25 protein-coding genes are annotated in these 25,829 nt (G+C 59.3%); 3 read left to right on the forward strand and 22 right to left on the reverse strand.

Translation table 11 applies throughout. From position 1 onward, the window contains the following. Positions 1 to 58: 58 nt before the first annotated feature. The 3 genes from ACRRQW_RS00350 to ACRRQW_RS00360 all read left to right on the forward strand — a co-directional run bounded on the left by ACRRQW_RS00350 (position 59) and on the right by ACRRQW_RS00360 (position 2,264). Complete coding sequence (locus ACRRQW_RS00350; RefSeq protein ID WP_438479109.1) at positions 59 to 892, forward strand: cytochrome c oxidase subunit 3; 834 nt, start codon at positions 59 to 61, stop codon at positions 890 to 892. A 41-nt stretch (positions 893 to 933) separates the two neighbouring features. Further along, positions 934 to 1,308, forward strand: a complete 375-nt coding sequence (locus ACRRQW_RS00355) for a cytochrome C oxidase subunit IV family protein (RefSeq protein WP_438479110.1) — start codon at positions 934 to 936, stop codon at positions 1,306 to 1,308. Positions 1,309 to 1,448: 140 nt separating this feature from the next. Further along, on the forward strand, positions 1,449 to 2,264 hold the full coding sequence (locus tag ACRRQW_RS00360; protein WP_438479111.1) for a cytochrome c oxidase assembly protein: 816 nt from the start codon (positions 1,449 to 1,451) through the stop codon (positions 2,262 to 2,264). Here ACRRQW_RS00360 and ACRRQW_RS00365 read toward each other — a convergent pair. The 22 genes from ACRRQW_RS00365 to ACRRQW_RS00470 all read right to left on the reverse strand — a co-directional run bounded on the left by ACRRQW_RS00365 (position 2,246) and on the right by ACRRQW_RS00470 (position 25,690). Next, complete coding sequence (locus tag ACRRQW_RS00365; protein ID WP_438479112.1) at positions 2,246 to 3,649, reverse strand: FAD/NAD(P)-binding protein; 1,404 nt, start codon at positions 3,647 to 3,649, stop codon at positions 2,246 to 2,248. The genes ACRRQW_RS00360 and ACRRQW_RS00365 overlap by 19 nt on opposite strands. 50 nt (positions 3,650 to 3,699) lie before the next feature. Further along, positions 3,700 to 4,785, reverse strand: a complete 1,086-nt coding sequence (locus tag ACRRQW_RS00370; protein WP_438479114.1) for a pyridoxal phosphate-dependent aminotransferase — start codon at positions 4,783 to 4,785, stop codon at positions 3,700 to 3,702. Positions 4,786 to 4,798: 13 nt separating this feature from the next. Next, the gene (locus tag ACRRQW_RS00375; RefSeq protein WP_438479116.1) at positions 4,799 to 7,456 is read right to left on the reverse strand and encodes a TonB-dependent receptor plug domain-containing protein; all 2,658 of its coding nucleotides are present in this window, start codon (positions 7,454 to 7,456) and stop codon (positions 4,799 to 4,801) included. Positions 7,457 to 7,717: 261 nt separating this feature from the next. After that, positions 7,718 to 8,704: a cysteine synthase A gene (cysK, locus tag ACRRQW_RS00380; RefSeq protein ID WP_438479118.1), complete on the reverse strand. Its 987-nt coding sequence runs from the start codon at positions 8,702 to 8,704 to the stop codon at positions 7,718 to 7,720. 32 nt (positions 8,705 to 8,736) lie between these two features. Beyond that, complete coding sequence (locus ACRRQW_RS00385; RefSeq protein WP_438479120.1) at positions 8,737 to 9,789, reverse strand: sulfate/molybdate ABC transporter ATP-binding protein; 1,053 nt, start codon at positions 9,787 to 9,789, stop codon at positions 8,737 to 8,739. A 67-nt stretch (positions 9,790 to 9,856) separates the two neighbouring features. Then, positions 9,857 to 10,225, reverse strand: coding sequence for a four helix bundle protein (locus ACRRQW_RS00390; RefSeq protein WP_438479122.1), 369 nt, complete (start codon positions 10,223 to 10,225; stop codon positions 9,857 to 9,859). 24 nt (positions 10,226 to 10,249) lie between these two features. Continuing rightward, a complete protein-coding gene (gene cysW / locus ACRRQW_RS00395) occupies positions 10,250 to 11,182 on the reverse strand; it encodes a sulfate ABC transporter permease subunit CysW (protein WP_438479124.1) in 933 nt (310 codons plus the stop codon). A 1-nt stretch (position 11,183) separates the two neighbouring features. Next, complete coding sequence (locus ACRRQW_RS00400; protein WP_438479126.1) at positions 11,184 to 12,083, reverse strand: sulfate ABC transporter permease subunit CysT; 900 nt, start codon at positions 12,081 to 12,083, stop codon at positions 11,184 to 11,186. Beyond that, complete coding sequence (locus ACRRQW_RS00405; protein WP_438479128.1) at positions 12,083 to 12,883, reverse strand: peptidase M14; 801 nt, start codon at positions 12,881 to 12,883, stop codon at positions 12,083 to 12,085. Before ACRRQW_RS00405 ends, ACRRQW_RS00400 begins: the two co-directional genes overlap by 1 nt. A 16-nt stretch (positions 12,884 to 12,899) precedes the next feature. After that, positions 12,900 to 13,901, reverse strand: coding sequence for a sulfate ABC transporter substrate-binding protein (locus ACRRQW_RS00410; protein WP_438479130.1), 1,002 nt, complete (start codon positions 13,899 to 13,901; stop codon positions 12,900 to 12,902). Between the two features lie 11 nt (positions 13,902 to 13,912). Beyond that, positions 13,913 to 14,716 (reverse strand): hypothetical protein, encoded by an 804-nt coding sequence (locus tag ACRRQW_RS00415; protein ID WP_438479132.1) that lies wholly within the window; start codon positions 14,714 to 14,716, stop codon positions 13,913 to 13,915. Positions 14,717 to 14,804: 88 nt separating this feature from the next. Continuing rightward, on the reverse strand, positions 14,805 to 15,803 hold the full coding sequence (locus ACRRQW_RS00420; protein ID WP_438479134.1) for a sulfate ABC transporter substrate-binding protein: 999 nt from the start codon (positions 15,801 to 15,803) through the stop codon (positions 14,805 to 14,807). 51 nt (positions 15,804 to 15,854) lie between these two features. Further along, positions 15,855 to 17,258, reverse strand: coding sequence for an OprO/OprP family phosphate-selective porin (locus tag ACRRQW_RS00425; RefSeq protein WP_438479136.1), 1,404 nt, complete (start codon positions 17,256 to 17,258; stop codon positions 15,855 to 15,857). A 108-nt stretch (positions 17,259 to 17,366) separates the two neighbouring features. Further along, the gene (locus tag ACRRQW_RS00430) at positions 17,367 to 17,558 is read right to left on the reverse strand and encodes a YezD family protein (RefSeq protein ID WP_438479138.1); all 192 of its coding nucleotides are present in this window, start codon (positions 17,556 to 17,558) and stop codon (positions 17,367 to 17,369) included. After that, entirely contained in the window at positions 17,555 to 18,136 is a 582-nt protein-coding gene (locus ACRRQW_RS00435) for an RrF2 family transcriptional regulator (protein ID WP_438479140.1), read from the reverse strand. The genes ACRRQW_RS00430 and ACRRQW_RS00435 overlap by 4 nt, the downstream gene beginning before the upstream one ends. A gap of 134 nt (positions 18,137 to 18,270) precedes the next feature. Then, entirely contained in the window at positions 18,271 to 19,050 is a 780-nt protein-coding gene (locus tag ACRRQW_RS00440; protein WP_438479142.1) for an MBL fold metallo-hydrolase, read from the reverse strand. A 65-nt stretch (positions 19,051 to 19,115) separates the two neighbouring features. Next, a complete protein-coding gene (locus ACRRQW_RS00445) occupies positions 19,116 to 19,844 on the reverse strand; it encodes a phosphatase PAP2 family protein (protein ID WP_438479144.1) in 729 nt (242 codons plus the stop codon). Between the two features lie 6 nt (positions 19,845 to 19,850). Next, positions 19,851 to 20,729 carry a hypothetical protein gene (locus ACRRQW_RS00450; RefSeq protein ID WP_438479146.1) on the reverse strand — a complete coding sequence of 293 codons (879 nt, stop codon included), beginning with the start codon at positions 20,727 to 20,729 and terminating at the stop codon, positions 19,851 to 19,853. A gap of 12 nt (positions 20,730 to 20,741) precedes the next feature. After that, positions 20,742 to 22,784 (reverse strand): LTA synthase family protein, encoded by a 2,043-nt coding sequence (locus ACRRQW_RS00455; RefSeq protein ID WP_438479148.1) that lies wholly within the window; start codon positions 22,782 to 22,784, stop codon positions 20,742 to 20,744. A gap of 245 nt (positions 22,785 to 23,029) precedes the next feature. Then, positions 23,030 to 24,388: an ATP-binding protein gene (locus ACRRQW_RS00460; protein ID WP_438479150.1), complete on the reverse strand. Its 1,359-nt coding sequence runs from the start codon at positions 24,386 to 24,388 to the stop codon at positions 23,030 to 23,032. Beyond that, the gene (locus ACRRQW_RS00465) at positions 24,385 to 25,050 is read right to left on the reverse strand and encodes a response regulator transcription factor (RefSeq protein WP_438479152.1); all 666 of its coding nucleotides are present in this window, start codon (positions 25,048 to 25,050) and stop codon (positions 24,385 to 24,387) included. The genes ACRRQW_RS00460 and ACRRQW_RS00465 overlap by 4 nt, the downstream gene beginning before the upstream one ends. Positions 25,051 to 25,090: 40 nt before the next feature. Continuing rightward, positions 25,091 to 25,690 (reverse strand): YceI family protein, encoded by a 600-nt coding sequence (locus tag ACRRQW_RS00470; protein WP_438479154.1) that lies wholly within the window; start codon positions 25,688 to 25,690, stop codon positions 25,091 to 25,093. Positions 25,691 to 25,829: the final 139 nt, after the last annotated feature.

Here is a 25,829-nt window from a genome sequence, read left to right on the forward strand (position 1 = left end):
CGCCCCGTCTAGAGTCCTGACCCGAGTCCCAAGTCCCTTTCCCGACCCTTCATCTTCCATGAGCAGCCACGCGGCCACTGGTCAAGTCGACCACCATCACGATCATACCACGACGACCGGCATTCCGAACAAGAAGCTCCTTTGGTGGGCTTTCCTTGCCTCGGATTGTATGTTCTTCGGCGCGCTGATTTCGACGCACCTCGTCTATCGTCTCAACCCGCCCCCGGGTAACGCGGAGCCGACCAAGGTCTTCAATATCGAGCTCACGTCCTTCTCGACGTTCATCCTGCTCATGTCGTCGCTCCTCATGGCGCTCGCCGTGAACGCAATCCAGCGCGGCAACGTCAAGAGCACGCGCACGATGATCCTCGGCACGATTTTCTTCGGCTGTATCTTCCTCGGCGGTCAGGTTTACGAGTTCGAACACTTCGTCCACGCCCAGAAGATGACGCTCTCAAACAGCATCTTCGGTTCGACGTTCTACACGCTCACCGGCACGCACGGCACGCACGTCGCCATCGGCGTCCTGCTTCTCGGCATGCTCTATGTGCGCACCTTCAAGCCCGCCAACGGTGGCGGCTTGGCGAAAAACTTCCTCCATTTGCTGACGCTCTCCGTGGTCATCGCCGTTTCCTTCATCTGGCTGGTTCCCGGCCTGATCGAAATCTTCTACGGCGCGCACTTCGGCGACTGGATTAAAAAGGCCGGCATCCCTCTGGCCGTCGGCGCCGTCGCCGCGGTGGTTCTCTTCCTCCTCGGCAAATCGCACGGCGCGGTCGAATTCGGCGAGAAAAACGCGATCGATGTCGAAGCCATCGGCCTCTACTGGCACTTCGTCGACATCGTGTGGATCATCATCTTCACCGCCGTTTACCTGCTCGAGTATCTCTGAGTTTCTTCACTCACAGTTCTTAGCTCTCAACTTTCGCACTCATGTCCGCTCCCGCCGCCACTCACGACGCTCACGCTCACCACGACGAACCGAGCAAATTCCACCTCTACATCCAAATCGCGATGATCCTCGCGGTCATCACGGGCGTGGAAGTGGTGCTCGTCTATCTCCCGCTGGCCAAATGGCTGGTCGTCACCGCGCTCGTCACGCTCTCCGCCGTGAAGTTTCTGTTCGTTATCTTCTACTTCATGCATTTGCGCTGGGATAAGTTGTTTTGCACAATCCTCTTTTTTATCGGTCTCGTGCTCGGCGGCTTCACATTGTTTGCGTTGCTGCACCTCTTCGGAGCCGAAGCTAGCAAACCCCTGAGCGCTGCCTCCATCGAGGCTCCCGCCGCGATTACCGCCAACGCGTAAAGGATTCAAATCCGTCCTCATCGAAGCCGCGCCATTCGCGCGGCTTTTCTTTTTAGCGTCAGCGCAAACGCTGATACCTCGGCACGAGAAAGACTTTGTGTGGCCATTCGTGAAATGGCGCGTTTAGTTCGGCGTCTGCGATGATCGACTGGACCCACTGGCACAACGAACCGATCTTGATCGGAGGCCTTACCTTCCTCGGATGGCTGTATGCCATCCTCACCGGCCCGTATCGCGCCAGATTTGCCCCCGGCACACCCTATCCGGTTCGGCACGCGGCGATGTTTTACGGCGCGCTCATCACGTTTTACCTGAGCGTCGGCTCGCCGCTCGACCAGATCGCGGAACGCTACCTCTTCAGTGCGCACATGCTGCAGCACCAGATCCTGATTTATCCGGCGGCGATTTTTTTCCTGTTGGGACTGCCCGATTGGCTGGTCCGCGTCGTCACCGGCCGGCCGAATCTCCAGCCTATCCTCAAGGTGCTCACGCATCCCGTCGTCTGCGGCGTGACCTACACCGTGGTGCTCACCGGCTGGCACATGCCGTTATTCTACGACTACGCCCTGCAAAACCGCCTCGTCCACATTGGCGAGCATTTCATGATGTTCGGCGCGGCGCTGATGTTTTGGTGGCCTGTGTGCAGTCCTTCCAAAGAATTCCCGCCGGCGTCCTACGCGTGGCAAATGCTCTATTTCCCCGCCGTCGTCATCGGCATGACCCCGGTGTTCGCCTATCTCACGTTTTCCAGCGACGTGCTTTATCCCACCTACGAATTCGCGCCGCGCATCACCACACTCACGCCCATGCAGGATCAAGTGCTCGCCGGCAGCATGATGAAACTCATCGGCCTGTCCGTCTCGATGCTCGCGTTCGCGGTGAGCTTTTATCGCTGGTATCAGGCGTCCGAAAAAAAGAATCCGTCGCGCGGCCGGGCCTACGCCAACAAGCCCTGAGCCACGATCTTCGCCTGCGCGCGGATTTCCGGCACAGCGGTCGATTCCCAGAGCATGCCCTTTAAGGGCGCGCCAATCGTGTAAAGCCAGCCGACTTGCGCGCCGCCGCTCGTGCGATAACGCAACACCGCGCCGTCATTGCCCGCGTTGATGCCAAGCGCGAGCGGGTCGTGGTCGATCAAGCCGCGCGCGAGCAGATTAATGAGCAACGGGTGCTGGTATTTGGAATAATCCGACCGTGGCCCCGTGCAGTTGATGATTTTTGCCACGCTGATTTGCCGCACGTGCTTCGTGCCGCGCTCGCGAAACTCCGCGGCGACGCGACCATTTTGTTCAACCAGTTTGGTGAGTCGACCCGCGTAAAATTGCAAACGACCTGACGAAAGCATTTCCCCGATCTTCTCCGCAACCGGTGGCGCGACGCGGTGACGGTGGACTTCCCAAAATGGCCGCACGTGCCGCATAAAACGCGCGCGATCCGCCCACGACAACTGCTGCCACAGCGCATGTGATTGCGGACGCAACGCATCAAGCACCGCGCGCCAATCGATATTTTTTTCCGCCGCGTTTTTCACTTCCCGCCGAATCACACGCGTGAGGGCACGAATAGTCGTCGGCAGCGCGTGATCGTCTAAAAACTTCGGGTAAGGCTCCAGCCCCGGACGGTGCGCTTGCGGGCGCAGACCGCGCCGCGAGAGCGCGTGGATTTTTCCGCGATGTCCTTTCGCACGCAATTCGAGCACAAGGTCGATCGCGGTGAGGCCAGCGCCGACGAGCAGCACTTCTGCATCGATCGGAATACTCGCGAGCACGCCCGGGCGCCACGGCACGTGCACGTAATGTTGGGTGTGGTAAATCGGCAGCGAACGGCGAATCGGGTATTCTCCCGGCAAGTTGCCGATCGCGAGCACTACTTTATTCACCGCGATCATCTGGCCGTCACCGCAACGCACGCGCACTTCGCCCGTATTATCCTCGATATCCACGACCTCCGTTTTCAACCGCTCGAACCCGACGCCAGGTTTCGCGGCTGCGATGGTGTTATGCAACACGGCCTGCACGTAATCGCCGAAAATCCAGCGCGGCAAAAAGTCACCCGCGCCCACCTTCTCCGGGTAACCCGCCTGCCCTGCCCGCTCCGTCACCCACGCTTGGAAATGGCCCACGTCATCAGGAAACGCGCCCATGCGTCCCGCCGGCACGTTGAGCAAGTGCTCGCGATTCTCCGTGCCGTAAGCGACGCCCCGGCCGATATCGGTCATGCGCTCGATGAGCAGCACGCGCACCGGCTGCGTGGCCTGGCGCAGCAATTGCGCCGCGACGAGGCAACCGCTCACGCCGCCGCCAATAATGGCCAAAGTGGGAACTGAAAGTGGTGTGCTCATGGACAGATGCTACGACCAACAGCGAAAACAAGCGTGCGCCGATGCGCAGCTTATTTCTGAAAAACTTTTCTCAGCGCGGCCTGCGCCTGCGCATTTTCCTCGGGCAAGCCGATCGTGATGCGCACCCAGTTATGGTAAGGCGCAAACGCCCGTCCCACGAGCACGCCTTCTTTCCGCAACGCCTCCACCACCTCGCCATGCGGCTTGGGCGATTCAAAATAAACGAAATTCGCCTGCGACGGCGTGTGCCTGAGTCCGAGCGTATCAAGGACAGCGCGCCACTTGGCGCGTTCGCCGGTCACAGCGGCGTGCACGCGAGGCAAATAATCGTTGTCTGCCAACGTCGCAGATGCCGCCGTGGCCGCGAGGCGATTGACGTCGCGCACGCCGCCGAGGCCTTGTTTGCGCAGTAAATCGGCGACCGCTTTCGGTGCGACCGCGTAACCGAGCGGCAGCGCGGCGAGGCCATAAGCTTTCGCGAAGGTGCGATACACGAGCACGTTTTCTCCCACTTGGGTCAACGTCACCGCCGTGCGTCCCGCGTAGTCGTCGCTGAATTCCAAATAAGCTTCATCGACGATCACGAGCGCCTGCTTCGAGACTTTTTTCAGGAACTCTGAAAACGCGCGCGCGTCATTCACGGTGCCCGACGGGTTGTGCGGGTTCACCAAAAAGACCGCGCGCGTTTTCGAGTTAACCTTCGCCGCGATGACGGCGAGGTCGTTCTCCAGTTGGGTGTTTAGCGGCACCGCCACCACCACGCCGCCGACGCGTGCCGCCGCGTCCACGAGCGCCGGATAGCCCGGCACCGAATAGATAAATTCCCCGCCCGGCCCGCTCTGCTGGCTCAAGGCCAGACCGAGCGGTTCGAGGAGTTCCCCGAGCACGATTTGCTCAGGAGCCACGCCTTCCTTCGCGGCGATTTGCGCGATGAGCGCCGTCGCCGTGGAGTCCGTGTAGCGATAGAGATTCTGCAAGTCCGCTTGCAGCGCCGGCCCCACCTTGGGCGATGGGCCGAACGGGTTTTCATTCAGCGTCAGTCGCACCGGCTCGCCGGCGGGCAGGAAACACGCGAGCGCAACAGCGCCAAATGCGAAAACACTTTTCTTAAACCAGCGAAACGAAGAAGCGGACATGAGAACGATTGAATTAGAATTTCACCGTGAGGCGAGTGTAGTAAAAAGCGCCGCTATACGGAAACGGGTTGAACTCGCTGTAACGGAACACGCCGCCCGAATCCGCCCCGAGACGGGCCGGCACGCTGCGAATCACTTCCTGCGGGTAAATGTCGAACACGTTATTCGCACCCACCGACAGCGTGATGCGATCGGTTACGCGGTAAGCGAAATCCACGTCGGTCAAAATCTTCGACTCGAACGTGCCCACGACATCGACGTTACCCGCCGCTGCGCCGACAGTTTCGGTCGGAAGCGTGTAGAAACGCGAACCCGCGGGGAATAGCGCGACTTGTGATGCCGCAAGATTGGTGAACGCCACCGCTTCGTAATCGCCGTAACGCACGCCGCGCACGAGCGCAGAGAAGCGACCGATATCCCACGTGGCGCTGAGTTGCGCATTGTCCTTCGGTTGACCTTTCGTGACGCGGATGCGCTCCGTGATGTCGAACAACGGCGTCGTGATACCGAGCGCGGTGACGCTCGCCGGCGTCGGGCGGACGCGCGTGAGTTTCGTTTCGTTATGATTGTAGCCGGCGGTCAGCGTGAGCTTGCCGGCGTTTTGCAGATCAAGTCGATAACGCGCCGTCAAATCAACGCCGCGGGTTTTCGTGTCGCCTGCGTTTGTGAAGAAGCGCGCACCTTCGACGCCAGCGATGCCTTGCGAAGTCAGGTAAGCCTGCACCGCTGCGCCGGTGAATTGGCTGGAAAGTAAGATGCGGTCATCGACTTTGATTTCGTAGAAATCGACGGTCGCGGTGAACGCGCCTTGTTCATACGTGAAACCACCGGTGAGATTCACCGACTCTTCCGGATTGAGCGCAGACGCGCCGAGCGCCACGGCGGCGGGATCGCCGACCGGAAACAGACGCGCGAGAATAATCGTGTTGGTATTCGCGTCCGTGCGGCTGCTGGTAGAGCCGAAATATTGCTGCTGCAATGCCGGCGCGTGGAATCCGCTGCTCACCGAAGCGCGCGCCGCGAGACCACCGACCAGGCCGAGGCGCGCGGCGAGTTTGCCGTTAACGGTCGTGCCGAAATCGCTGTAGTCTTCGAAACGCGCCGCGGCGGAAACGCGCAGGCGTTGGAAGAAATCCGTTTCCGTTTCTGCGTAGAACGCGTAGCTGTCGCGGTCCGTGCGGACGGCATCGCGCGGCTGGATGCCGCCGAAACCTTGCGCGCCGACCGTGGCGACCGTGCCCGCCGCCGGGCCGTCGAGAATGCGCACGCCACCGTCGCGATAAGCGTCCGCCTGGCCGGGCGTCACGCGGTAGCGATCGAAACGATACTCGGCACCGCCCGCGATTTTGAGCGGAGCGCTCCAGCCGGTGTCGATGGAAGTTTTAGCATCAAAGTTGGTGACGGCTTGCGCGAATTCCACGCGACCGTTGTAGAAACTCGTCGGGCTGGCCGCGCCAAGCGTAGCGTTGAGCGTGTTGCGCGTGGAGAAATCGAGCGTGTTGCCGCCGAATTCCTGGCTCAGATCCCAATCCCACTGCCCGGCTTTGCCGCGCAGACCCGCGGCGAGCGAGGCATTGGTGCTTTCCGTCGCGACGAAGGGCAGAAAGCCGTTTGGATAAATCGCGCGCACGTTGTTGTTGTCCGCCGGACGGCGGAACGAGGCGTTCGAGAAAGCGTCGCTTTGGCCGTAGCCGCCGAAAGCATAGAACGTGAGACCGGTGTTGGCCTTGATCGGTTTCTCGGCGTTGAGGAAAATCGTTTGTTCGACGACGTCGGCGTCGCCGTAACGCCAGACGTTGCGATCGACCGTGGCTTCGCGCGGGTCGAGCGTGATCCCGGTTTGCGGCGTCGACCCGGAACCGAAGGCGCCGGAGTTGGCGGTGGGCAAATTAGTGGTGTTATTCGTGCCGAAGTAAAATTGGCGCGTGTCGGGCGCGGCGCGATTTGTGGCGTTGCGGTCGCGGTAATAAACGGTCGCGCGGAGAAACCCGTCGTCGCCGAGGCGCACGCCAGAATCGGCGGAGGCTTCCCAGACGTCGCCATCGCCTTCCTTGGTGACGCCGAAAGTGCCGCTGAACTCCGTGCCGAGATCTTTGCGAAGAATGAGATTAATCACGCCTGCGATGGCGTCAGAGCCGTATTGCGCAGAAGCGCCGTCGCGGAGCACCTCAATGCTGCCGAGCGCGGTGGAGGGAATGGCATTGAGATCGGTGGACACAGCGCCGCGACCGATCGTGCCGCCGGTGTTGACCCACGCGGCGGTGTGCCGGCGTTTGCCGTTGATGAGCACGAGCGTCTGGTCGGGCGACAAACCGCGCAGCGTGATCGAGCGGATGTGCGTGTTGCCATCGGGCGTCGTCGGGTGAGGATTGTTGAACGAGGGCACCTGCGTCTGGAGAATTTTCGCGGTCTCGGTGTAGCCGCCCTGGCGGATTTCTTTTTGCGTGATGATGTCGATGGGCACGGTGGATTCCGCGACAGTGCGCTGCTCGAAGCGGGTGCCGAGCGTGACAAATTTTTCGAGCTGCAATGTTTCCTCCGCGGCGGGTTGCGCTGGGGCAGTTTGAGCAGGACGAGTGTCCACTTGCGCGCGACTGGTCAGGGCGAGCGCGAGAATTGCGACTGCTCCCGCGATCGAGCGGGAGAGTTTACTTGGTGTGATCTGGTTCATGAAAATAGAAGATGACAGGCGTGAAATCCACGCGGGCACGGGAGTGTCCCTTGGCCCCGGGAACGAACAATGAAACGCGATTCGAGCAAGTGGTGCTCGAATTTTTATGCCGCGTGCGGCGGCGTGGACTCCAGTGGACTGGTCATCCTCTAAAATTCTCTCCGTGCCCCGGAAATGCCGGATGCACGGAGGACTTAAATTCCAAACGCAAACTGATGCAGACAGTTCGCGGCTAAAAAGAATGGCGACTGCGTGCTTTAATTACGCGGAGGTGCCGGTCGGAATGAGATCGTCGAGCGAATCGCTTTCCGCGCTGATATCCGCGAAGAGCCACGTGGAAAGGTAGCGCTCGCTGCTCGACGCGATGATGGCGACGATTTGCTTGCCCTTGTTTTCCGGGCGCTTCGCGAGTTGCAACGCCGTCCAGATGGCCGCGCCCGAAGAGATACCCACGGGAATGCCGTCCAGCTGGTTTACTTGTTTGGAAACCGGGCCGGAGTCGGACTCCTTCACGCGAATGACTTCGTCGTAAATCTTGGTGTTGAGCACGGAAGGAACGAAGCCTGCGCCGATGCCTTGCAGTTTGTGCGGGCCGGGCGTGCCACCGGAGAGAATCGGCGAAGCATCGGGTTCGACCGCGATGATTTTCACCGCCGGATTTTTCGCTTTCAGCACTTCGCCAATGCCAGTGATGGTGCCGCCGGTGCCGATGCCAGAAACGACGATGTCCACTTTCCCATCGGTATCGCGCCAGATTTCTTCAGCGGTCGTCTTGCGGTGGATCTCGGGATTCGCGGGATTCGCGAATTGCTGAAGAATGACACTGTTCGCGATCTTCGATTGCAGTTCTTCGGCTTTCGCGATGGCTCCCTTCATGCCTTTCGGCCCTTCGGTGAGAATCACGCGCGCGCCGAGGACTTTGAGGAGTTTGCGACGTTCCAAGCTCATCGTCTCGGGCATCGTGAGGATCAGCTTCAGGCCTTTGGCGGCGGCGACGAACGCGAGCGCGATGCCGGTATTGCCGCTGGTCGGCTCGATGAGGACGGTGTTCTGGTTGATTTTGCCGGACTTCAACGCCTCATCGATCATCGAAAAGCCGATGCGGTCTTTCACGCTCGAGAGCGGATTAAAAAATTCCAACTTCAACAAGATTTCCGCCTGCGCGCCATGAGCGGCGGCGGTGCGATTAAGGCGCACGAGGGGCGTGTTGCCGATGGTTTCCGTGATGTCGTTATAGATCTTAGCCATGGTGGATTCGGGTTTGGGTTTTTAGTTTGGGATTAAATTGAATAGTCGGCCGGGAACGAGTGCGTCTGTCGCAAGCGCAGGTTGACGAGGTCGCCCACCTTGAGATTGAGCCCATCGAGTTCGGAGCGCGCTAACTCGGCTTCGACGATATCGCGGCTCTGCACCTGTTCGAGCGTGAGACGCGCTTGCGGGCCGGCGGCGTGCATGTAACGCACCACTGCAGTCAGACCCGGCTGGCCAGGCGCGTGACGGATCACTTCGATATCGTGCGGGCGCACATAGATGCGGCCTTCCGATCGCTGAGCGGACGTCAGTTGCGTGGGCGTGCCGGATTCGGAGAGCGTCTTGGCCGGGAGCACGTTTACGTTGCCGAGAAATTGATACACAAACGGCGACGCGGGGCGGTCGTAAACTTCCTGCGGCGTGCCGACCTGCTCGATCTTGGCGTTGTTCATGATCACGACTTCGTCCGCGATCTCGAGCGCTTCTTCTTGATCGTGCGTCACGAACAACGTCGTGAGATGGATCTCTTCGTGAAATTTGCGAAGCCAGCGGCGCAGTTCTTTGCGCACTTTCGCATCGAGCGCGCCAAACGGCTCGTCGAGCAGCAGCACTTTCGGTTCAACCGCGAGCGCGCGGGCGAGCGCCACGCGTTGACGCTGGCCCCCGGAAAGTTGCGACGGGAAACGCGCGCCGAGATTGTCGAGTTGCACGAGCTTGAGCAGCTTGTTCACCCGATCAGCGATTTCCGATTTCGGGGGACGACCCGCGCGGCGGACGTTCAACCCGAACGCGATGTTGTCGAACACGGTCATGTGTTTGAACAACGCGTAATGCTGAAACACAAAGCCCACTCGGCGATGGCCGGCATCGACGTCGGTCACATCCTCGCCGTGAAACGCGATGCGGCCACTCCCCTCGTCAGCGAATTCCAAGCCCGCGATGATACGCAGCAGCGTGGTCTTGCCGGAACCCGAAGGCCCGAGCAACGCGACGAGTTTGCCACTCGGCACGTTCAGATCGACGCCCGAGAGCGCCGTATAGCGACCGAAGGTCTTTTTGATATTATTGGCGACGATACTCACGCGAAAAGAGAGGCGAACTTCGAACAGCGAACGCTGAACGTTGAACTTTGAAGGGAGGATGCGGAAATCATTTCAGGGCGTTCTTTTGGGCGGTTTTTATGCTGGTGACGAATATGCGGATGAGTTCGTCCGTCTCCGCGAGCAGTGCGTCGACGAGAGCGGGTTTCTTAACGAGTGGCACCCGCTGAATGAGTTTCAACCAACGCGACGGTTCGCGCAGCTCTTTCAGGCAAATTTTGAGTTTGTGAACGAAATCACGAGACGACTCCGCGGCCTGAGCTTCCGCATGATTTGGCAAAGCGGAGGTGCCGGAACGCAGCACTTGCAGCGCGATGTGTTGGCCCGCCGGTGAACGCGTTACATTCTCCGCGAGTCGAATGATCCGCGCGGCGTATTCCAGCAAGCGTTCCTCCAAATCATAATTTGCGGCACTCATACTTCGATGTTCAGCGTTCAAGGTTCACTGTTCGACGTTCGACCGGCTCGCCGCGTGGCGCCATTCGACGATGGATTTGAGGACGATAGTAACAATGGCGAGCAAGGCCAGGAGCGAGGCCACAGCAAACGCGGCAGCGAAGTTGTATTCGTTGTAGAGGATTTCCACGTGCAACGGCATCGTGTTGGTCTCGCCGCGGATGTGTCCGCTGACGACGGAGACCGCGCCGAATTCGCCCATTGCGCGGGCGTTGCACAGGATTACGCCGTAAAAGAGGCCCCATTTTATGTTCGGCAAGGTGACGCGCCAGAACGTCTGCCAGCCATTCGCGCCCAAGGTGACGGCGGCGTATTCCTCGTCGGTGCCCTGCGCTTGCATGAGGGGAATCAATTCACGCGCGACAAACGGGAACGTCACAAAAATCGTCGCGAGCACGATGCCCGGCACGGCGAAAATGATTTTGAAATCCTGCTCCACGAGCCACGTCTGTAGCCACGGAAACCACGGATTTTCAGCGTTCTGATACTGGCCGACCCAGCCTTGCAGGCCGAATACGAGCACGTAGATCAAACCGGCGATGACGGGCGAAACAGCGAAGGGCAAATCGATGAGCGTCGTCAGCACGCTTTTGCCGCGGAACTGGAATTTCGTAATACACCACGCCGCGGCGACACCGAAGATCACGTTAGCGGGAACTGCAATGGCCGCGGTCGTGAGCGTCAGCTTGATCGCAGACAATGCATCCGAATCAGAGAACGCAGCAAAGTAAGCCTTCGCGCCTTTGCGAAAGGCTTCCGCGAACACCGCCGCGAGCGGCAGGAAAAGGAAAAACAGGAGAAACAGTAACGCGACGCTCGTGAGCAACCAGCGCACCCACGGCGCGTCCTGCGTCACGCGCGATTTGCGAACGGGAGCGGCAGCGGTGGTGCTCAGCGAACTGGAAACAATGGCGGCCATGTCAGACGAGCGCGTGGTGGCGGCGGCTCCATTTCTGGAGGAGATTGATGAGCAACAGCAACGTGAACGACACCACGAGCAACACGACCGCGATCGCGGTGGCGCCGCGATAGTCGTATTGCTCGAGTTTGGTGATGATCAACAAAGGGGTGATCTCGCTGTGCATGGGTTGGTTGCCCGCGATAAAGACAACCGATCCATATTCGCCCAGCGCGCGCGCGAACGCTAGCGCCGAGCCCGTAATAAGTGCCGGCGTCAACTCAGGCAAAATCACTCGCGTGATCGTTTGCCAGCGATTCGCGCCGAGCGTGGCGGACGCTTCTTCGAGTTCCGGCTCCATTTCTTCAAGCACGGGCTGCAACGTGCGCACGACAAACGGCAGACCGATAAAGGTGAGCGCGATAAAAATACCTGGGCGATCAAACGCGATGCGCAGGCCGAGCCAGTCCTTCCACGCGCCGGGCGCGTTGGCGTCCAAGGTCGTGACGCCTTTCGCCCACAACGGTTCTAGATAGCCACCGAGCCAGCCGTTCTTCGCGTAAATTGCCGTGAGTGCGATGCCCGCAACGGCGGTCGGCAACGCGAACGGCAAATCCACGAGCGCATCGATGATTTTTTTTCCAGGAAACGTGTAACGCACCAGCACCCACGCCACGATGGTGCCGAAAAACGCATTCATGGCCGCCGCGAGAAACGACACACCAAAACTCAAACGATACGACGCCACCACGCGCGGTGACGTCACCGCTTGCACAAAAGCGTCCCACGTCATGCCGGAAGTTTTGATAAACGCGGCCGAAAGCGGGATGAGCACGATCAGGCTCAGGTAAGCGAGCGTGAATCCCAGCGACAGACCGAAGCCCGGGAGCACTTTACGACGAGTTTTTCCAAAAAGAGACATTAGAGATTTTGGGCGTGAGCGATGAAGCCGCGGTAGTTGGCGATGACCGAATCGAGGGCCGCGACCGTCGCAGCCACTTGATCTTTAAAGGGCGCTTTCGCCGGTGTCTCGAAAATAAGATCGAACGGTTGAGGCTTTTGTTCGGGCGGCGCGGAGAGCACGCCTTTGAAACAATCGGAGATCATCCCCTCTTTTGCGGAAAATCCATCAATTGTCTCGCGACAATCGCGCGGCAACAAACGCTCCGCCGCGAGCAACGCGGGGCGCAGCAACGCTTCGTCAAGCGTGCGGCCGTGCGTGTAACCGTAGATGCCGTCGCAGGTGTCGTCCGAGTGCAGCGTGATGAGTCCTTGAAAACGCCGGTCGCGCAACTCGGCCTCGATCAGCTTCACCTCCGGCTGGCTGGAACCGCGCCAGAATTCGCGATTCAAATCTTTCTTCGCACGATTCTCGCGCGTGCCGTCTTCGATACCGGTGGGATTCACCACGGGATAAACCCACAACTCGTAACCGGCGGCGCGTTTCGGTTCGCGCACGAGTGCGAGTAAAAATTCCACGAGCGCGGCGCAACCCGCTGGTTCGTCGCCATGCACGCCCGCGAAAAATCCGAGGTGAATCGGATCGTGCCCCGCGTAAGGCCCGACGAAACGAAATCCATCGATCTCGTAGTCGCGGCCGCCGAGCGAGAATTTCCCAAGCAGCCCGCGCACCAATTCCTGACTGCGGCCCAGCAGCGCTTCCAGCGGTGCGTAAAGCAGCCGCAGGTCGCGAGTGTCAGGGAATTGGGCGGACAGAACCATGGCTTGAGCTAAACAATTATTGCTTCACGTAGATTTGATCGAAGACCCCACCGTCGGAGAAATGTGCGGTTTGCGCTTTGTCCCAGCTGCCGAAGATTTCCGGCACGGAATAAAGCGGGATGTTCGGAAAGCGGCTGCTGTGTTTCGCAAACACCGTTTTGTCGATCGGACGAAAATTATACTTCGCGACCAGCTCCTGCGCCGCGGGCGAGTAAAGGTATTCGAGGTAAGCTTTGGCGAGCGCGTCGGTGCCATGCTTCTTCGTCACTTTGTCGACCCACACGACAGGATTTTCCGCGAGGATGCTCGACGAGGGCACGACGCCTTCGACCTGGTCTTCGCCGAGTTCCTTGATCGTAAGCGCGACTTCGTTTTCGAACGTAAGCAACACGTCACCGATGCCGCGTTGGGCAAAGGTCGTCGTGGCGCCGCGACCGCCGGTGTCGAGCACCGGGACGTTCGCGAAAAGTTTTTTCACGAACTCACGCGCTTTGGCTTCGTCGCCGCCCGGTTGTTTCAACGCGTAGATCCACGCGCCGAGGTAACTGTAGCGGCCGTTGCCCGAGGTTTTCGGATTCGGAATCACGACTTGCACGCCTTCGCGCACGAGGTCGGACCAATCCTTGATGCCCTTGGGATTTCCTTTGCGCACGATGAACAGAATCGTGGACGTGTAAGGCACGCTTTCGTTCGGCAGGCGCTTCGCCCAGTCGGCGGGAATCAATTTCACCTTCGCGAGCTGATCGACGTCGGGCACGCCGTTCATGGTGACAACATCGGCCGCGAGGCCGTCGATCACGGAGCGCACTTGTTTCGAGGAGCCGCCGTGGGATTGGTTAATCGCCACATTCGCGCCATTGGTGGATTTCCAATGCGCGGAAAACAGCGGGTTGTATTCCTTGTAGAACTCGCGCGTGACGTCGTAGGAGACGTTGAGCAACGCGGGATCCGCCGCGGAGAGTTGGAGCAGAGCGCCCGCCGCCACGAGCGCGAGCAGTGATTTACGAAAAAGGGACATGAAAATTTTAATTAAAGGTGTTGGCCGTAGGCCTGGAACGCGCGGTAGCGCAAAATGAAGCGCGTGAGAATGTAGCTCACAGCTTCGTGATAAATGTCGTCCGGCCACGAGGCGGGAACTTGCAGCACGAGTTCGAACGGCACGTGCGGGAGATCGTCCGCGACCGAAAGCGGGCCGGCGGTCGCGGGCTCGCTGGAATCGCATTCGAAACGCACCGGGAACGGCGTCGTTTCCTCAGAGGAAATCAATTCGAGGTCGGGCGTCGCCAGCAACGTGCGCGGCTGACGGACGCGAATCGTGATGATGTCGTCGCCGGGTGCAGCGGATTCGATGCGGATAAAGCCGTGGTAGCCGCGGAGGCGCGCATCTTTTTCCAGCAAGTCGATCTCGGGCTGACGTGTGCGGCCCCAGTGTTGCTCCGCAAGCGCACGCGGCGGCACATCGAGGAAAAATCCGCCCGCATCCACGAGGGGAAAAAAGGAGAGATTTAAGCCGTGGCCCTGCTCGGCGTGATTCGCGAGACGCTCCACCAAGTGCAACATCGCGCGGCTCGCGCGGAGATCGCGCCGGTCGTAACCGGCGAGAAACGCGAGACGCCACGAATCGTCAGACGCGTGCGGCCCGAAGAAAACGAAGCGTGGCACGTAAGCGTGGCGGGTTTGGTGAAAGAACGGCCCGAGCGGCGAGCCGAAGATGTAATGGTTTTTCTGGGAAAGCGCGTAGAGCGCGCTGAGTTGCGCGCGAAACGCATCGGCGGGAGGCAGCGTCGCCGCGGAAACAGACAAAGTTTTACCGGCAAAAGGAATCGAGCTCATCGTAAGAAAAATTAAATTGTGAGGCTCTGAGCAGGAAAAACTGCGACCGGCGCGTGGGGCGCCGGTCGCAGTGCGGAGAAACAGCGCGTTACGGCGCGTAGATTTGGTCGAACGTGGCGCCGTCGGAGAAGTGATCCTTCGCGGCCTTCGTCCAGCCACCGAACGCTTGGTCGATGGTGAAGAGTTCAACCTTCGGGAAACTCGAGGCATACTTGGCCTTGGCGGCTTCGGACGTCGGGCGGTAATAGTTTTTACCGGCGATGTCTTGGCCTTCGTCGGAATAGAGGTATTCGAGGTAAGCCTTGGCGACTTCTTCGGTGCCTTTCTTCTTCACGACTTTGTCCACGACGCTGACTGTGGGCTGCGCGAGGATGCTCAGCGACGGCACGACGATTTCGAATTTGTCGGCGCCGAATTCTTTCACCGCGAGAAACGCTTCGTTTTCCCAGGAAATGAACACATCGCCAACGCCACGTTGCACGAAGGTCGTCGTCGAGCCGCGCGCGCCGGAGTCGAGCACCGGCACGTTTTTGTAGAGCTTCTTCACGAACTCCTGCGCCTTGGCATCACTGCCATATTTGCGACGGGCAAATTCCCACGCGGAGAGATAATTCCATTGCGCGCCGCCCGAAGTTTTCGGATTCGGCGTGATCACGGAAATACCGGGCTGCACGAGATCGTCCCAATCTTTCACTTTGAAGGGCGTGCCTTTGCGCACGAGGAACACGATCGTGCTCGTATAAGGCGCGGAACCGAGCGGGAGACGCTCCTGCCAGTTGGCGGGAAGCAGGTTGCCGTTCTTATTGAGTGCGCTGACGTCGTTGGCGAGCGCGAGTGTGACGACGTCGGCCTGGAGGCCGTCGATCACCGAGCGCGCTTGTTTGCCGGAACCGCCGTGGGATTGCTTGATAGTGACATCGTCACCCGTCTTGGCTTTCCAGTGCTTGGCGAAAGCGGCGTTGTATTCGACGTAGAGTTCGCGCGTCGGGTCGTAGGAAACGTTGAGGAGTTCGATAGATTTAGCGGAGGCGAACACGGCCGCGCCGGCGAACAGCGACAGGGCGAGAAGAGATTTAAAAGATTTCATGACGTAATTTTGTTTAAGTTTTTTAGTTAAACGTGACGCACGTTTTGTTCGTTAGAACGAAACCTGGAGACGGGTGATGACGGTATTTTCGTCATCGTTGATGAGCGCGTTGGCGGCGGGAACGGCGCCGGGTGCGAGTTTGAATTCGTTGTGGTAGAAGTTGAAACCGGCACGAACGCTCTTCGAGAGATGCCAGTTCAAACCGAGACCGAAGGCGTTGAGCTCGGTCGCGCTGACGTTGGGATTCGCGAGGCGAGCCGCGGCGGCGCCGTTGAACGCCGAGTCATCGACATCGAGATTCGAGACGCGGGCCACGAGTTCGAACGCGCCCCAAGTGCCGGCTTTCGGGTTGAAGCTGTTCTTCGGGGAGACGCCGCGGTAGGTGGAATCTTCGCCGGTCAACACGTAACCGACGGTGAGATTATAGCCGAAGTTTTTGACTTTTTGAATCGGGTCGGTGCCACGTTGCACTTCTATGGACGAGCCGACGTATTCGGCGAGCACGCCGAGCGGCCCGCGGTAGTAGTAAGCTTGCGGGGAGAACGTGAGGCCTTTGCCAGCGGCCGACACATTGGTTTCGTAGGTGAAGAAGTTTTGCTGACCGTCCGTGCGGTAAGCCGCCGTGCGACCGTTGACCGTCGCGTAATCGCCCGCGCTGACCGCAACCCCCACCCCGAGACCGGCGAGAGCGGACTCCTTGTCATTGGCGAACGGCGTGGCAAAGAGACGCGCCGCGAGCGTCTTATCCGCATCGAAATCGGCGCTGCCCGTGACGTTGTTGCCGCCATCCGGCACACCGTTGAGGACGGCGACCGTGTAATTCAGGCGGTTGTCGAGCACGTCGCCTTGGATTTGCAGACCGAGGTCACGATTCGGCGTGAGATTCGTCGCGATGGAGCGCTCGTTGAAAAAAGCAACTGGATCGGACTGGAGCTGCTCAAGGCCGACCGGCGTCTTGAATTTGCCGACACGCACATTGAACGCGGGCGAGAACGCGGCGTTGATGTTCGCGTCGAGGATCTGGATCGTGCCGCCAAACTCAGGCTGGATGTAGTATTGGAAAATGTTGTTGAACTTACCTTCGAAGATCAGGCGCGTGCGGCGCAGGATGAAGGTGTCGTTCGGATCGTTGGCGGCGTCATACCAACGATAATCGCCCTGAATCAGGCCGCGCAGACGAAGTGAGTGCGCGCCGTCAGCGGATACGATTTCGAAGCGACCATCGCTCGCGGTGATCTTCGGCGTGGACTTCGCCGCCGCCGCAGCAGCGGTGGCGGACGCTTCATCTTTGAGCTCTTGTTTACGCTCAAGGACGCGCAGCTTTTGGTCGAGCAAACGGATTTGCTCGCGCAGGAATTGGATGTCGTCGCTCTGGGCGCTGCCGACAACGGGCAGAGTGGCTAATAAAAGACCGGCAGATAAAACTGCGCGGGCCGCGGTGTTTCGAATAATCATGTTACTAGTTTTTATCTTCGCGAGGTCTCCAGTGTGGCTGGTCGTCCTCACTTCGGGGTGGGCTTGCTTGGTTGGAAACACCTCCGCTTGAGCGGTAGGCAGGTAAAGTTAGATGCCGGAGCCGTCGCGATGGCCGGGACCGGAGAGGCGGGTTTTTTCGGTGCGCTCGATTTGCGTGACGCGACCGTCGTGCACGACGAGTTGCACGAGGCCGTAGCGCAGGGTTTCGACTTTCTCTTGCACGATGCGCAACCACTCCGGGTTCACATCGGTTTTTTCCTGTTCGGTGGTCTGGCTCATATGGCGTAGTCTCCTAAAAGTTGATGAATGACGCCCTCGGTGGGGCTGTGGATGGCGCGGTTTTTCGCGCGTTTGGGTGGTGTTGAAGTAACGGAAAGATTGGCGCGAATGGCTTCCGTGTAAGGGAGCGGCAGGCCGCTCACCGCCATGCGGCGCGTGGTGACCTCGACGACATCGGCGAGCGTGTAACGGTCGAGAATCGCCGCGATGGCGTTGCGGACATCGAGCATCAGCATGCGCAACCCGCAGTGGGTTTCGTCGGGGCAATTGCACGGTTCGTAAGCCGACTGCGACACGCACCCGATCGGAGCCAACGGGCCGTCAATCAGGCGGACGATCGCGCCGATGGGGATCTCCGCCGCCGGCTTGGCCAGACGGTAGCCGCCGTGTTTGCCGCGCTCACTGGCGACAAAACCCGCCTCGCGAAGCTGCTGCATGACCTGCTCCAGAAACTTCACCGGCAAGTCCTCTGCCTTGGCCAGTTCCGACACGCGAATCAGCGAACGCCCCACCTTGGCACCGATGCCGAGGTTGATCAGGGAGCGCAGGGCGTATTCGCCGCGTTTGGACAGTTTCATAGGCTATTAATTAATACTACATTGGTTTAGTATGAATTGAATCAAGCTCTATTTGAGGCACTTGTCATAAAATTTCTCCTACAGACTTATAACGTCCGGTCGCCTCGGCGCCGTGGTCGCAGGGTGCCTCTAGGCTACAGCTGGAGCCGCAGCCCGTCGTAGGCCAACTGCACACCCACAGGCATTTCCGCCGAAAGCTTTGCGTGGTTGCTCAAGTGGGTCAGGTGGGTCAAATATGTAATCGGCGCCGCGATTTCGGCTGCCGCCGCGCACGCCTCAGCAATGTTCATATGCGTAGGATGCGGCTCAGGCCGCAGGCCGTCCAACACCACCACGTCCGCTCCGCGCGCGAGTTCCATGGCTTCGACCGGCAGGCGTTTGTTGTCCGTGTAATAGACGAATTTCTTGCCGCTGCTCTTTTCGGTAAAGATGAGGCCGAGCGTATTTAGACCGCCGTGCGGCAACAGCGTCGATTGAATCGTCCCTTGTGGCAATTCCAGCTTCGGCGGCATCGGTGTGAGCCGGAACGCCGCGTAACCCTTCGCGATCGGTCGCTCCGCAATCGTGTAAGGAAAAATCGCCAGCACGCGCCCCATCCCCTCCTCCGTCGAATACACCGTCAGCGCCGTCGCCCCCTTCAAATCGCAGAACCGCCGCAAGTCATCCATGCCCGCGATGTGATCCGCATGACCGTGCGTCAGGATAAAAAAATCCATCTGGCGGATGTTTTCGCGCAAGCATTGCAAACGAAACTCCGGCGCCGCGTCCACCTGCACATGCAAGCCATCCATCACCACATGCACGCTCGCCCGCGTGCGCCGGTTGCGCGGATCAGTCGACGTGCACACCGCGCAATCGCACGCAATCATCGGCACACCCTGCGACGTGCCCGTGCCTAAAAAGATAACTTCCATGCCCCATCCAAACGTCGCGCCCTCCCCTGTGGCAAGAGCCCGCGTGCACAAACTCAAACTCTCGATCAACTCCCTGGCAGATCCGTCCGCGCATGCCCGCCGAGCACCGCCCGCCAACTCGCCACGACGACCCATGCGACGAGCATCGTCGTCACAGTGTGACTGAGATAATGCGCGCCTTTGAGCATCTGGTAACCTCCCATCCACCATCCCAGCGAGAGGCCCAACCACACCGCGCTCTTTCGCCAGCGCCGCGTCGAGCGAATCGCCAACAAGCCCATCAACGCAAAGCCCCCGCTCGCATGCCCCGCCGGAAAACACCCTCCCCGCCTCGTCGGCACATCGCCGGACGGATACGATCCGCATAATTGCACATAAGCCACGTCGCCGCCGTAACGCCGGATTTCCGAGGGACAAAAGATATTCGTGCAGCTCTTCCCCAGCCCCGCGAGCGCCGGCACGGTCGCGAACACCAACAACGCGAGCCACAAACCATGACGATCAAGCTGCCACTGCTCACGCCAACGCGACGGCCCCACCGCGAAAACCAGCACCGTCAGCGCAATCACCCACACTAGAATCTTCGGGCCATCATAAAATAGCGCCCTTCCGAGCGGCTCTTTCGCATCGACCAGCCACCGCCCTGCGCGCGCGTCGTAGAAATGATCCTGCACCGCGAGGTCGAGTCGCGTGCTTTCGAACAACACGAGCACACCCGCCAGACACGCCAGCGCCAGCCAACCCGACGCGCATTTCGCCTTCAGGACACGCAGATCGAAAAACAAACGTGGCATCGCGAACTATTTTTTGCGCCGGAGCAACTTCTTGAAATCAAAGTTCACGCGCACTTTCGCACTCGCGCCCAGATCCGTGCCGTCTTCACCAAAACTCGCGCGCAAGCCGAGCCCGACCAGCCAACGTCCTCCCAAGTAGCCTTTGGTGTATTTCTCCGGCACCTCCCACACAAACCCTGGACGCACGGTAAACACGTCCTCATCGACCTGACCAATCCCACGAGTCGTCGCGTAATTGGTTTCCAGGGTGTAATTCATGATGCCGCGTTTCCACACCACGCCGGTCGTGAGATTAAGGGAATCGTCGCTCAGTTGATTTTTGCGCAGCTGACCGGGAACCGACGACCGATCGACCAAATCCGCGCCCAATCCCCAAAACACGCGCACGTTCGGATGCCCATCGAGCGGCCGCGCGAACGTGACAAAGGGCATCAAGTGCTCAAGTCCGTCGTTCACTTTCGCAGGAGGACTGCCGACCGGGCTGGAGAAATCCATCCCGGTCGCCGTTTCCCAATCGGCGAACAACGGTTTCGCGAATCGATACTTCGTCCCGAAGCGCACCTGCGAAAACCCAAAGCGGTCGAAGAATTTCTCGTCGCCCAACCCGTGCGAGAAATACGTCTCCACCTCACCAGACACTTCCCACTGCTGCGTGATGCCATAACGCGCACCCATCGGCGTCCGCAAATAATCCTCGTTGATCAAATCACCCAAATGCGGGTGAAAAATAAATCGCAGTGAATGTTTCTTTTCCGTGCCTGGAAGGTTCGAGTTAAAGATACCCCGAATGCGCAAATCGTCGTCAGGCACCTCTTTTTCCGCAGCAAGTCCGGTCAACGCGAGCAACGCACCACCCGCGCACCAACCCCAATTGAAAAGCTTCATGGCCGCGCGCTTTTATTTATTCACCGCCACTGCGCTCTTGTGATCGGGCGTGTTCGCGAGCGCCGTGAGTCGGGCAAACTCATCCGCAGGCAAAGCGCGATACAGCCCGTGCTGATAAAGATAACTCGCGGTTTGGTAATAGCAGATGGCTTCACTCACCGCGTAGGCACTGTCTGCGACCGGCGTGAGTAGCGCAGCCTTCGCGTCGTAATGATACGTGGCCGAGCCTTGCTGCGGACGCAGCACGGCCATCTCGCCTTTCTCGAGATGCCCGAGCTTCTGATAATTTCCCACGAGCGCGTGCGCATCGTCTTCCGGAATCCTCCGCACATCGTGTCCGAAGAAACGCGACGGATAACTCCAGTTCAGCATCCCGAGCAACGTCGGGGCGTAATCGATCTGACTCGTGAGCGTTTTGATATGACCCGGCGCGATGTGCCCGCCCGGCGCATAAATAATCAGCGGAATATGATAATTCTGCACCGGCAGTTCCGTCCGGCCCGCGCTCGACGCGCAATGGTCGGCGACAATCACGAACACCGTATTCTTAAACCACGGCTTCGTGGACGCATCGCGTAGAAATTGGCCAATCGCGTAATCCGTATATTTCACCGCGCCGGCGCGGCCAGAAGTTTTTGACGCAAGATCGATTTTTCCCTCGGGAAACGTGTAAGGCCGGTGATTCGACGTCGTCATCACAAAGTAATGAAAAGGTTTCCCCGCCGTGCTGGATGCATCCGCCTCGCGCATCGTCCAGCGATAGAGGTCTTCGTCGCATGCGCCCCAGACATTGGCAAACGACACATCGTTTTTCGCGACACTGTTCCGATCGATCACGCGGTAGCCGTTGTTACCGAAAAAATAATTCATGTTATCGAAGTAGCCAAAGCCACCGTAGATAAACGCCGTGTCGTAACCCTTCGCGCGAAACAACGAGCCGAGCGTGAACATGCCTTCGTTGCGCGGACGCTTGATCATCGACCGACCGGGAGTCGGCGGCAGCGACAGCGTCAGCGCTTCCATGCCGCGATCCGTGCGCGTGCCCGTCGCGTAGAAATTATCGAACACCAGACTCTTCGCCGCGATCTCCGTGAGATTCGGCGTCAGATTCGACGCGTGGTTAAAAATGCCGAGGAAATCCGCGCTCAGGCTCTCCACGGTGATTTGAATCACGTTCAGATGCTGTTCAACGCCCTGACCCCGCACCAAACGCAAGGTGTCGTAACCCGCGGCTTTCACCGGCACCGAGTCGTCTTCAGTTAACTCATGTGTCAAACGCGCAAACGCGTCGTCGATCGGCATCGTTTTGTAGAACTGCGCGTAATCGAGCACGTTGTTCTGAAACGCCGCGAAGAGCGACCAGAGTCCGTCCTTCCCGAGCTCGCGATTGTAGTTATTGCGAAACGCCGGGAGCTGTTCCTCGCGCAGGACGAGCCCAAACGCCAGCATGCCCGCCAACCACAGCGCGCCACTCGCATAGCGCCGTCGTGCCGTCTCGGGCTGAGCACGTAAGGTCAGCGCGAAAGCACCACACAGGTGCAGGGCCCACAACCAGAGTCCAGCCACCGCCGCCACCACAGCCAGAATCAGCGGCAGATTGTAGGACTCGCGGATATTGCCGATGACCTCGGTCGTGTAGACGAGGTAATCGACCGCGATGAAATTGAATCGTGCGCCAAACTCCTCCCAGAAAAACCACTCCGCCACCGCACCAAACACCAGGGCATAAAGCATCACGAATCCTGCGACGTAGGCCGAGACCCTCGCCCAGCGCTTTTCAAAAAATCCCGCCGGCAACACCGTGAGCAACACCGCGAGTGGCGCACCCGCAAACGCCGCCGCGCCGAGATCATAAACCAAGCCCCACCCGAACGAAGCCAGCAGGCTCGCGTTCCAAGAAGCCTCTCGCGCCGAAGCCGCGAGCAACCCAAGGCGCGTGCACAATGCCACGACGGCAAACGCCGCGAAAAAAACCACCAGTAACCCATGACGGCGAGCGAGGCTCTTTTCCGCCCGTGCCCGCACTGACGATAAAAACGATGAGAACGAATTCATGCGCCCATCCTGCCACGCCAACATGAATCGCGGATGAAGGAGCGATTAATTTTTGTTCATGTAAGCGAATGCGTGACGATCAAGGCACAGCCTCCAATCTCCAAAATTTTATGTGGAAATCAGGGAATCAGGAACAGAACTACGGCGAGTCTCTGCTTTTCCTGAGTTCCTGATTTCCACATTAAAAAATGAATGGAACCCAGCGTCAGTATACAGCCCGACGCTAGCCTCAGCGCCCAGTCAACTTAGGCCGGAATATCGATCGTAATGCGTAGGCCGACGCGGTCGTTCCGCGCGTGAGCTTCAATCTTTCCGCCGTGCAGTTCCACGATGCTGCGGCAGATCGCCAGCCCCAAGCCATTGCCCGTCGCCGGCGCGCCGTCCGCTCGCGGCAATTGCACGAAGCGTTCGAAAATTCGCTCTAACTGCTCCGGCGGCAATCCCGGCCCCTCGTCCGTCACTTCGATTCGCCACATCGTCGCGAGGCGCGAAGAGCTGAGCGTGATCATCCCAGTTCCGCGCATCACCGAGACTCCGTTGCTCACGAGATTCAGCAACACTTGCCGGAGCAACCCTTGGTCAAAAACCGCCTGGCCGGCGTCGTTGCGCACCAATTCCAGTTTCAAGCCCGCGTCTTCCGCCAACACCAACGCATCCTCGGCAATCGAAGTCATCACGTCAGCCGTCGCATGTTGCTCGCGAGTGAGCGGGAGCGCGCCGCCCTCGGCTTTCGCGAGAAACAACAACCGGTTAATCACCTGCTGCATGCTGGCGATTTCCTCGAGCAAACCATCGACCGCTGCCACTGCCGCGGGATCGGTCACAACTTGGGAGCGCACGCGTTCGGTGTTGAGGCGAATCAGCGTGAGGGGTGTTTTGAGTTCATGCGACGCGTCCGCCGAAAATCGTCCGACCTGCTGGAACGATTTTTCAAGCCGGTCGAACATCGCATTTAACAACCCGACCAACTCCGTCACTTCATCCCCTCCGGGCGGTGCAGGAATGCGTTCGTTGAGATTATCGGCGCTGATGCGCCGCGCCGTCCGCTCAATCGCCCGAATCGGCCGCAACGCTACGCGACTGATCCCATAGCCGACGCCGACGCTGCCGACTGCGACAATGCCCACAAGCAGCAGACTCACTTGCGTGTATTGACGCAGCACGCGCTCCATCGGCTCCAAGCGACTGCCAATTTGAAAATGCATCGCCCCGATGTGAAACTCCGCGCCGCGCACGCGTCCATGCGTCGGGATATCCGACACCCACGCCTCGCCGGGATTCATGTCATCGGGCAACACCGTGGCCCCCAGATTGGGCGAACGGAAAAACACCTGACCCTTCTCGTCGTTTACTTGGAAGAAAAACAAATCTTCATCCATCTCGCTGTGCTCGGTCATCTTTCGCGTGAGTTCTGTCCGCGTCATCTCGTTCGGATTGCCGCCGAGTTGCTGGACGACTTCGCGAAATTCCGCGTCGTGCAACTTGTCGATACCACTCGTCATCTCGCGCGACAAAAACCACCGGCCCGCGCCCAGCGCCACCACCACCGCGCCAGTAACCGCGAGCGCATACCAACCCGTCATTCGTGCGGTGATCGAAGTCATGCGAGTTGGTAACCCGTGCCGCGCAACGTGCGAATCACCGGCCGCTCTTCCGTCGCACCGAGTTTTTGGCGCAGCCGCCGCACATACACGTCGATCAAGTTGGTTTCTAAATCGTAACTCGCCTCCCAGATGCGCTCACCGATCAAGGTGCGCGTGAGCACCCGGCCGCGATTCTGTAAAAACAGTTCGAGCAACGCGAATTCGCGACTCGTCAACTCCACCGCTTTGCCGAGCGACGTCACCTGGCGCGCGAGCAAATCGACTTTCACGCCCGCGTGTTCCAGCACAGTTGCCTTCGTCGTGGATTGACGCCGCAACAACGATCGCAGGCGCGCCACGAGTTCTTCGAGACTGAATGGCTTCGGCAAATAATCGTCTGCGCCGAGGTTTAATCCGCGAATCCGGTCCTGCACCGCATCGCGGGCGCTCAGAATCAAGACCGGTTCGTTGAAACCCGCCGCCCGCCACTCGCGCAACAACTCCAGCCCGTCGCCGTCAGGCAAACCAAGATCGAGCACCACCGCGTCATAAGGCGAATCCGCCAGCGCATCGCGCGCCTGCGCGCACGAACTCACGACGCGCGCCGTGTAGCTTTGCTCAGTCAGTGCGTTTTCGACGAACTGGCCGAGTTTCCGCTCGTCTTCGACAATGAGGATTTTCATCGGCAAAAGCAGTCTGCCTTAATTCTGCGCGCAGAGTAAATCATTTCTCCGGAAACCACGCGGGCTCTCTCCCTTCAGCGCCAAGCCAGCCTTGCAGGTGGAATTTGATCCATACGCGGGGGTTGACCGTTACCACGTAAAATCTCCGGATCACCGGCAGTCCGAAATCGCGATAATCGACCGTCGCCTCGCCATCGATCGAATGAAGATTTCCCTGCACCAGCGATCGCACCTGAAACGTCACATTTTTTTCCACACCATGAAACATCACCGACCCGCGCGCCGTGAACGTGCCATCGTCCGCCGCACTGAGATCCGCAAGATGGAATGTCACCTTCGCGAATCGATCGTATTCGCTCCATTCCAGCAAATGCGCGTCTCGTTTCACCCGCCCTGTTTTAACATCGGTTAAATCGAACGAAACTTCCGCGCGTTCGATCCGACGTAAAGTTTCGTCCATCGCCACGGCTGCATCAAAGTTCACCACCCGGCAAAGAAATCCCTCAAACGTCGAGCGCACGGCCACCTCCAGCGTCGAACGCCGCGCATCCAGATGCCACATCACCGGCTCCGCGCGCGCCGCAGCGATCAAGCCGCCCGCCAGCAGCACACTTTGAAAACCTCTGAGCAATCCACGCATTCCGCGCCACCATGCAGCCGCAACATGAACAGTCGGTTAACCCTGCATGAATTTTTGTTCATCCAGTGAAAGCGATCCCGGGTCGCCGGGGAAGACACCGGTGTGCATACGGGCGCTTTCCGCAATGTTATCGAAAATC

The sequence above is a fragment of the Oleiharenicola lentus genome, from assembly GCF_051660365.1.
Taxonomy (GTDB): domain Bacteria; phylum Verrucomicrobiota; class Verrucomicrobiia; order Opitutales; family Opitutaceae; genus Lacunisphaera; species Lacunisphaera lenta_A.

Bases quoted from the DNA above. Each gene is read 5' to 3' on its own strand.
- ACRRQW_RS00370 (WP_438479114.1), bottom strand. From the start codon at position 4,785: ATGTCCGCTTCTTCGTTTCGCTGGTTTAAGAAAAGTGTTTTCGCATTT.
- ACRRQW_RS00435 (WP_438479140.1), bottom strand. From the start codon at position 18,136: ATGAAACTGTCCAAACGCGGCGAATACGCCCTGCGCTCCCTGATCAAC.
- ACRRQW_RS00400 (WP_438479126.1), bottom strand. From the start codon at position 12,083: ATGTCTCTTTTTGGAAAAACTCGTCGTAAAGTGCTCCCGGGCTTCGGT.
- ACRRQW_RS00455 (WP_438479148.1), bottom strand. From the start codon at position 22,784: ATGAATTCGTTCTCATCGTTTTTATCGTCAGTGCGGGCACGGGCGGAA.
- ACRRQW_RS00415 (WP_438479132.1), bottom strand. From the start codon at position 14,716: ATGAGCTCGATTCCTTTTGCCGGTAAAACTTTGTCTGTTTCCGCGGCG.
- ACRRQW_RS00355 (WP_438479110.1), top strand. From the start codon at position 934: ATGTCCGCTCCCGCCGCCACTCACGACGCTCACGCTCACCACGACGAA.
- ACRRQW_RS00390 (WP_438479122.1), bottom strand. From the start codon at position 10,225: ATGAGTGCCGCAAATTATGATTTGGAGGAACGCTTGCTGGAATACGCC.
- cysW (WP_438479124.1), bottom strand. From the start codon at position 11,182: ATGGCCGCCATTGTTTCCAGTTCGCTGAGCACCACCGCTGCCGCTCCC.
- ACRRQW_RS00430 (WP_438479138.1), bottom strand. From the start codon at position 17,558: ATGAGCCAGACCACCGAACAGGAAAAAACCGATGTGAACCCGGAGTGG.
- ACRRQW_RS00365 (WP_438479112.1), bottom strand. From the start codon at position 3,649: ATGAGCACACCACTTTCAGTTCCCACTTTGGCCATTATTGGCGGCGGC.
- ACRRQW_RS00445 (WP_438479144.1), bottom strand. From the start codon at position 19,844: ATGCCACGTTTGTTTTTCGATCTGCGTGTCCTGAAGGCGAAATGCGCG.
- ACRRQW_RS00405 (WP_438479128.1), bottom strand. From the start codon at position 12,883: ATGGTTCTGTCCGCCCAATTCCCTGACACTCGCGACCTGCGGCTGCTT.
- cysK (WP_438479118.1), bottom strand. From the start codon at position 8,704: ATGGCTAAGATCTATAACGACATCACGGAAACCATCGGCAACACGCCC.
- ACRRQW_RS00440 (WP_438479142.1), bottom strand. From the start codon at position 19,050: ATGGAAGTTATCTTTTTAGGCACGGGCACGTCGCAGGGTGTGCCGATG.
- ACRRQW_RS00410 (WP_438479130.1), bottom strand. From the start codon at position 13,901: ATGTCCCTTTTTCGTAAATCACTGCTCGCGCTCGTGGCGGCGGGCGCT.
- ACRRQW_RS00420 (WP_438479134.1), bottom strand. From the start codon at position 15,803: ATGAAATCTTTTAAATCTCTTCTCGCCCTGTCGCTGTTCGCCGGCGCG.
- ACRRQW_RS00460 (WP_438479150.1), bottom strand. From the start codon at position 24,388: ATGACTTCGATCACCGCACGAATGACGGGTTGGTATGCGCTCGCGGTT.
- ACRRQW_RS00450 (WP_438479146.1), bottom strand. From the start codon at position 20,729: ATGAAGCTTTTCAATTGGGGTTGGTGCGCGGGTGGTGCGTTGCTCGCG.
- ACRRQW_RS00465 (WP_438479152.1), bottom strand. From the start codon at position 25,050: ATGAAAATCCTCATTGTCGAAGACGAGCGGAAACTCGGCCAGTTCGTC.
- ACRRQW_RS00350 (WP_438479109.1), top strand. From the start codon at position 59: ATGAGCAGCCACGCGGCCACTGGTCAAGTCGACCACCATCACGATCAT.
- ACRRQW_RS00425 (WP_438479136.1), bottom strand. From the start codon at position 17,258: ATGATTATTCGAAACACCGCGGCCCGCGCAGTTTTATCTGCCGGTCTT.
- ACRRQW_RS00470 (WP_438479154.1), bottom strand. From the start codon at position 25,690: ATGCGTGGATTGCTCAGAGGTTTTCAAAGTGTGCTGCTGGCGGGCGGC.
- ACRRQW_RS00360 (WP_438479111.1), top strand. From the start codon at position 1,449: ATGATCGACTGGACCCACTGGCACAACGAACCGATCTTGATCGGAGGC.
- ACRRQW_RS00375 (WP_438479116.1), bottom strand. From the start codon at position 7,456: ATGAACCAGATCACACCAAGTAAACTCTCCCGCTCGATCGCGGGAGCA.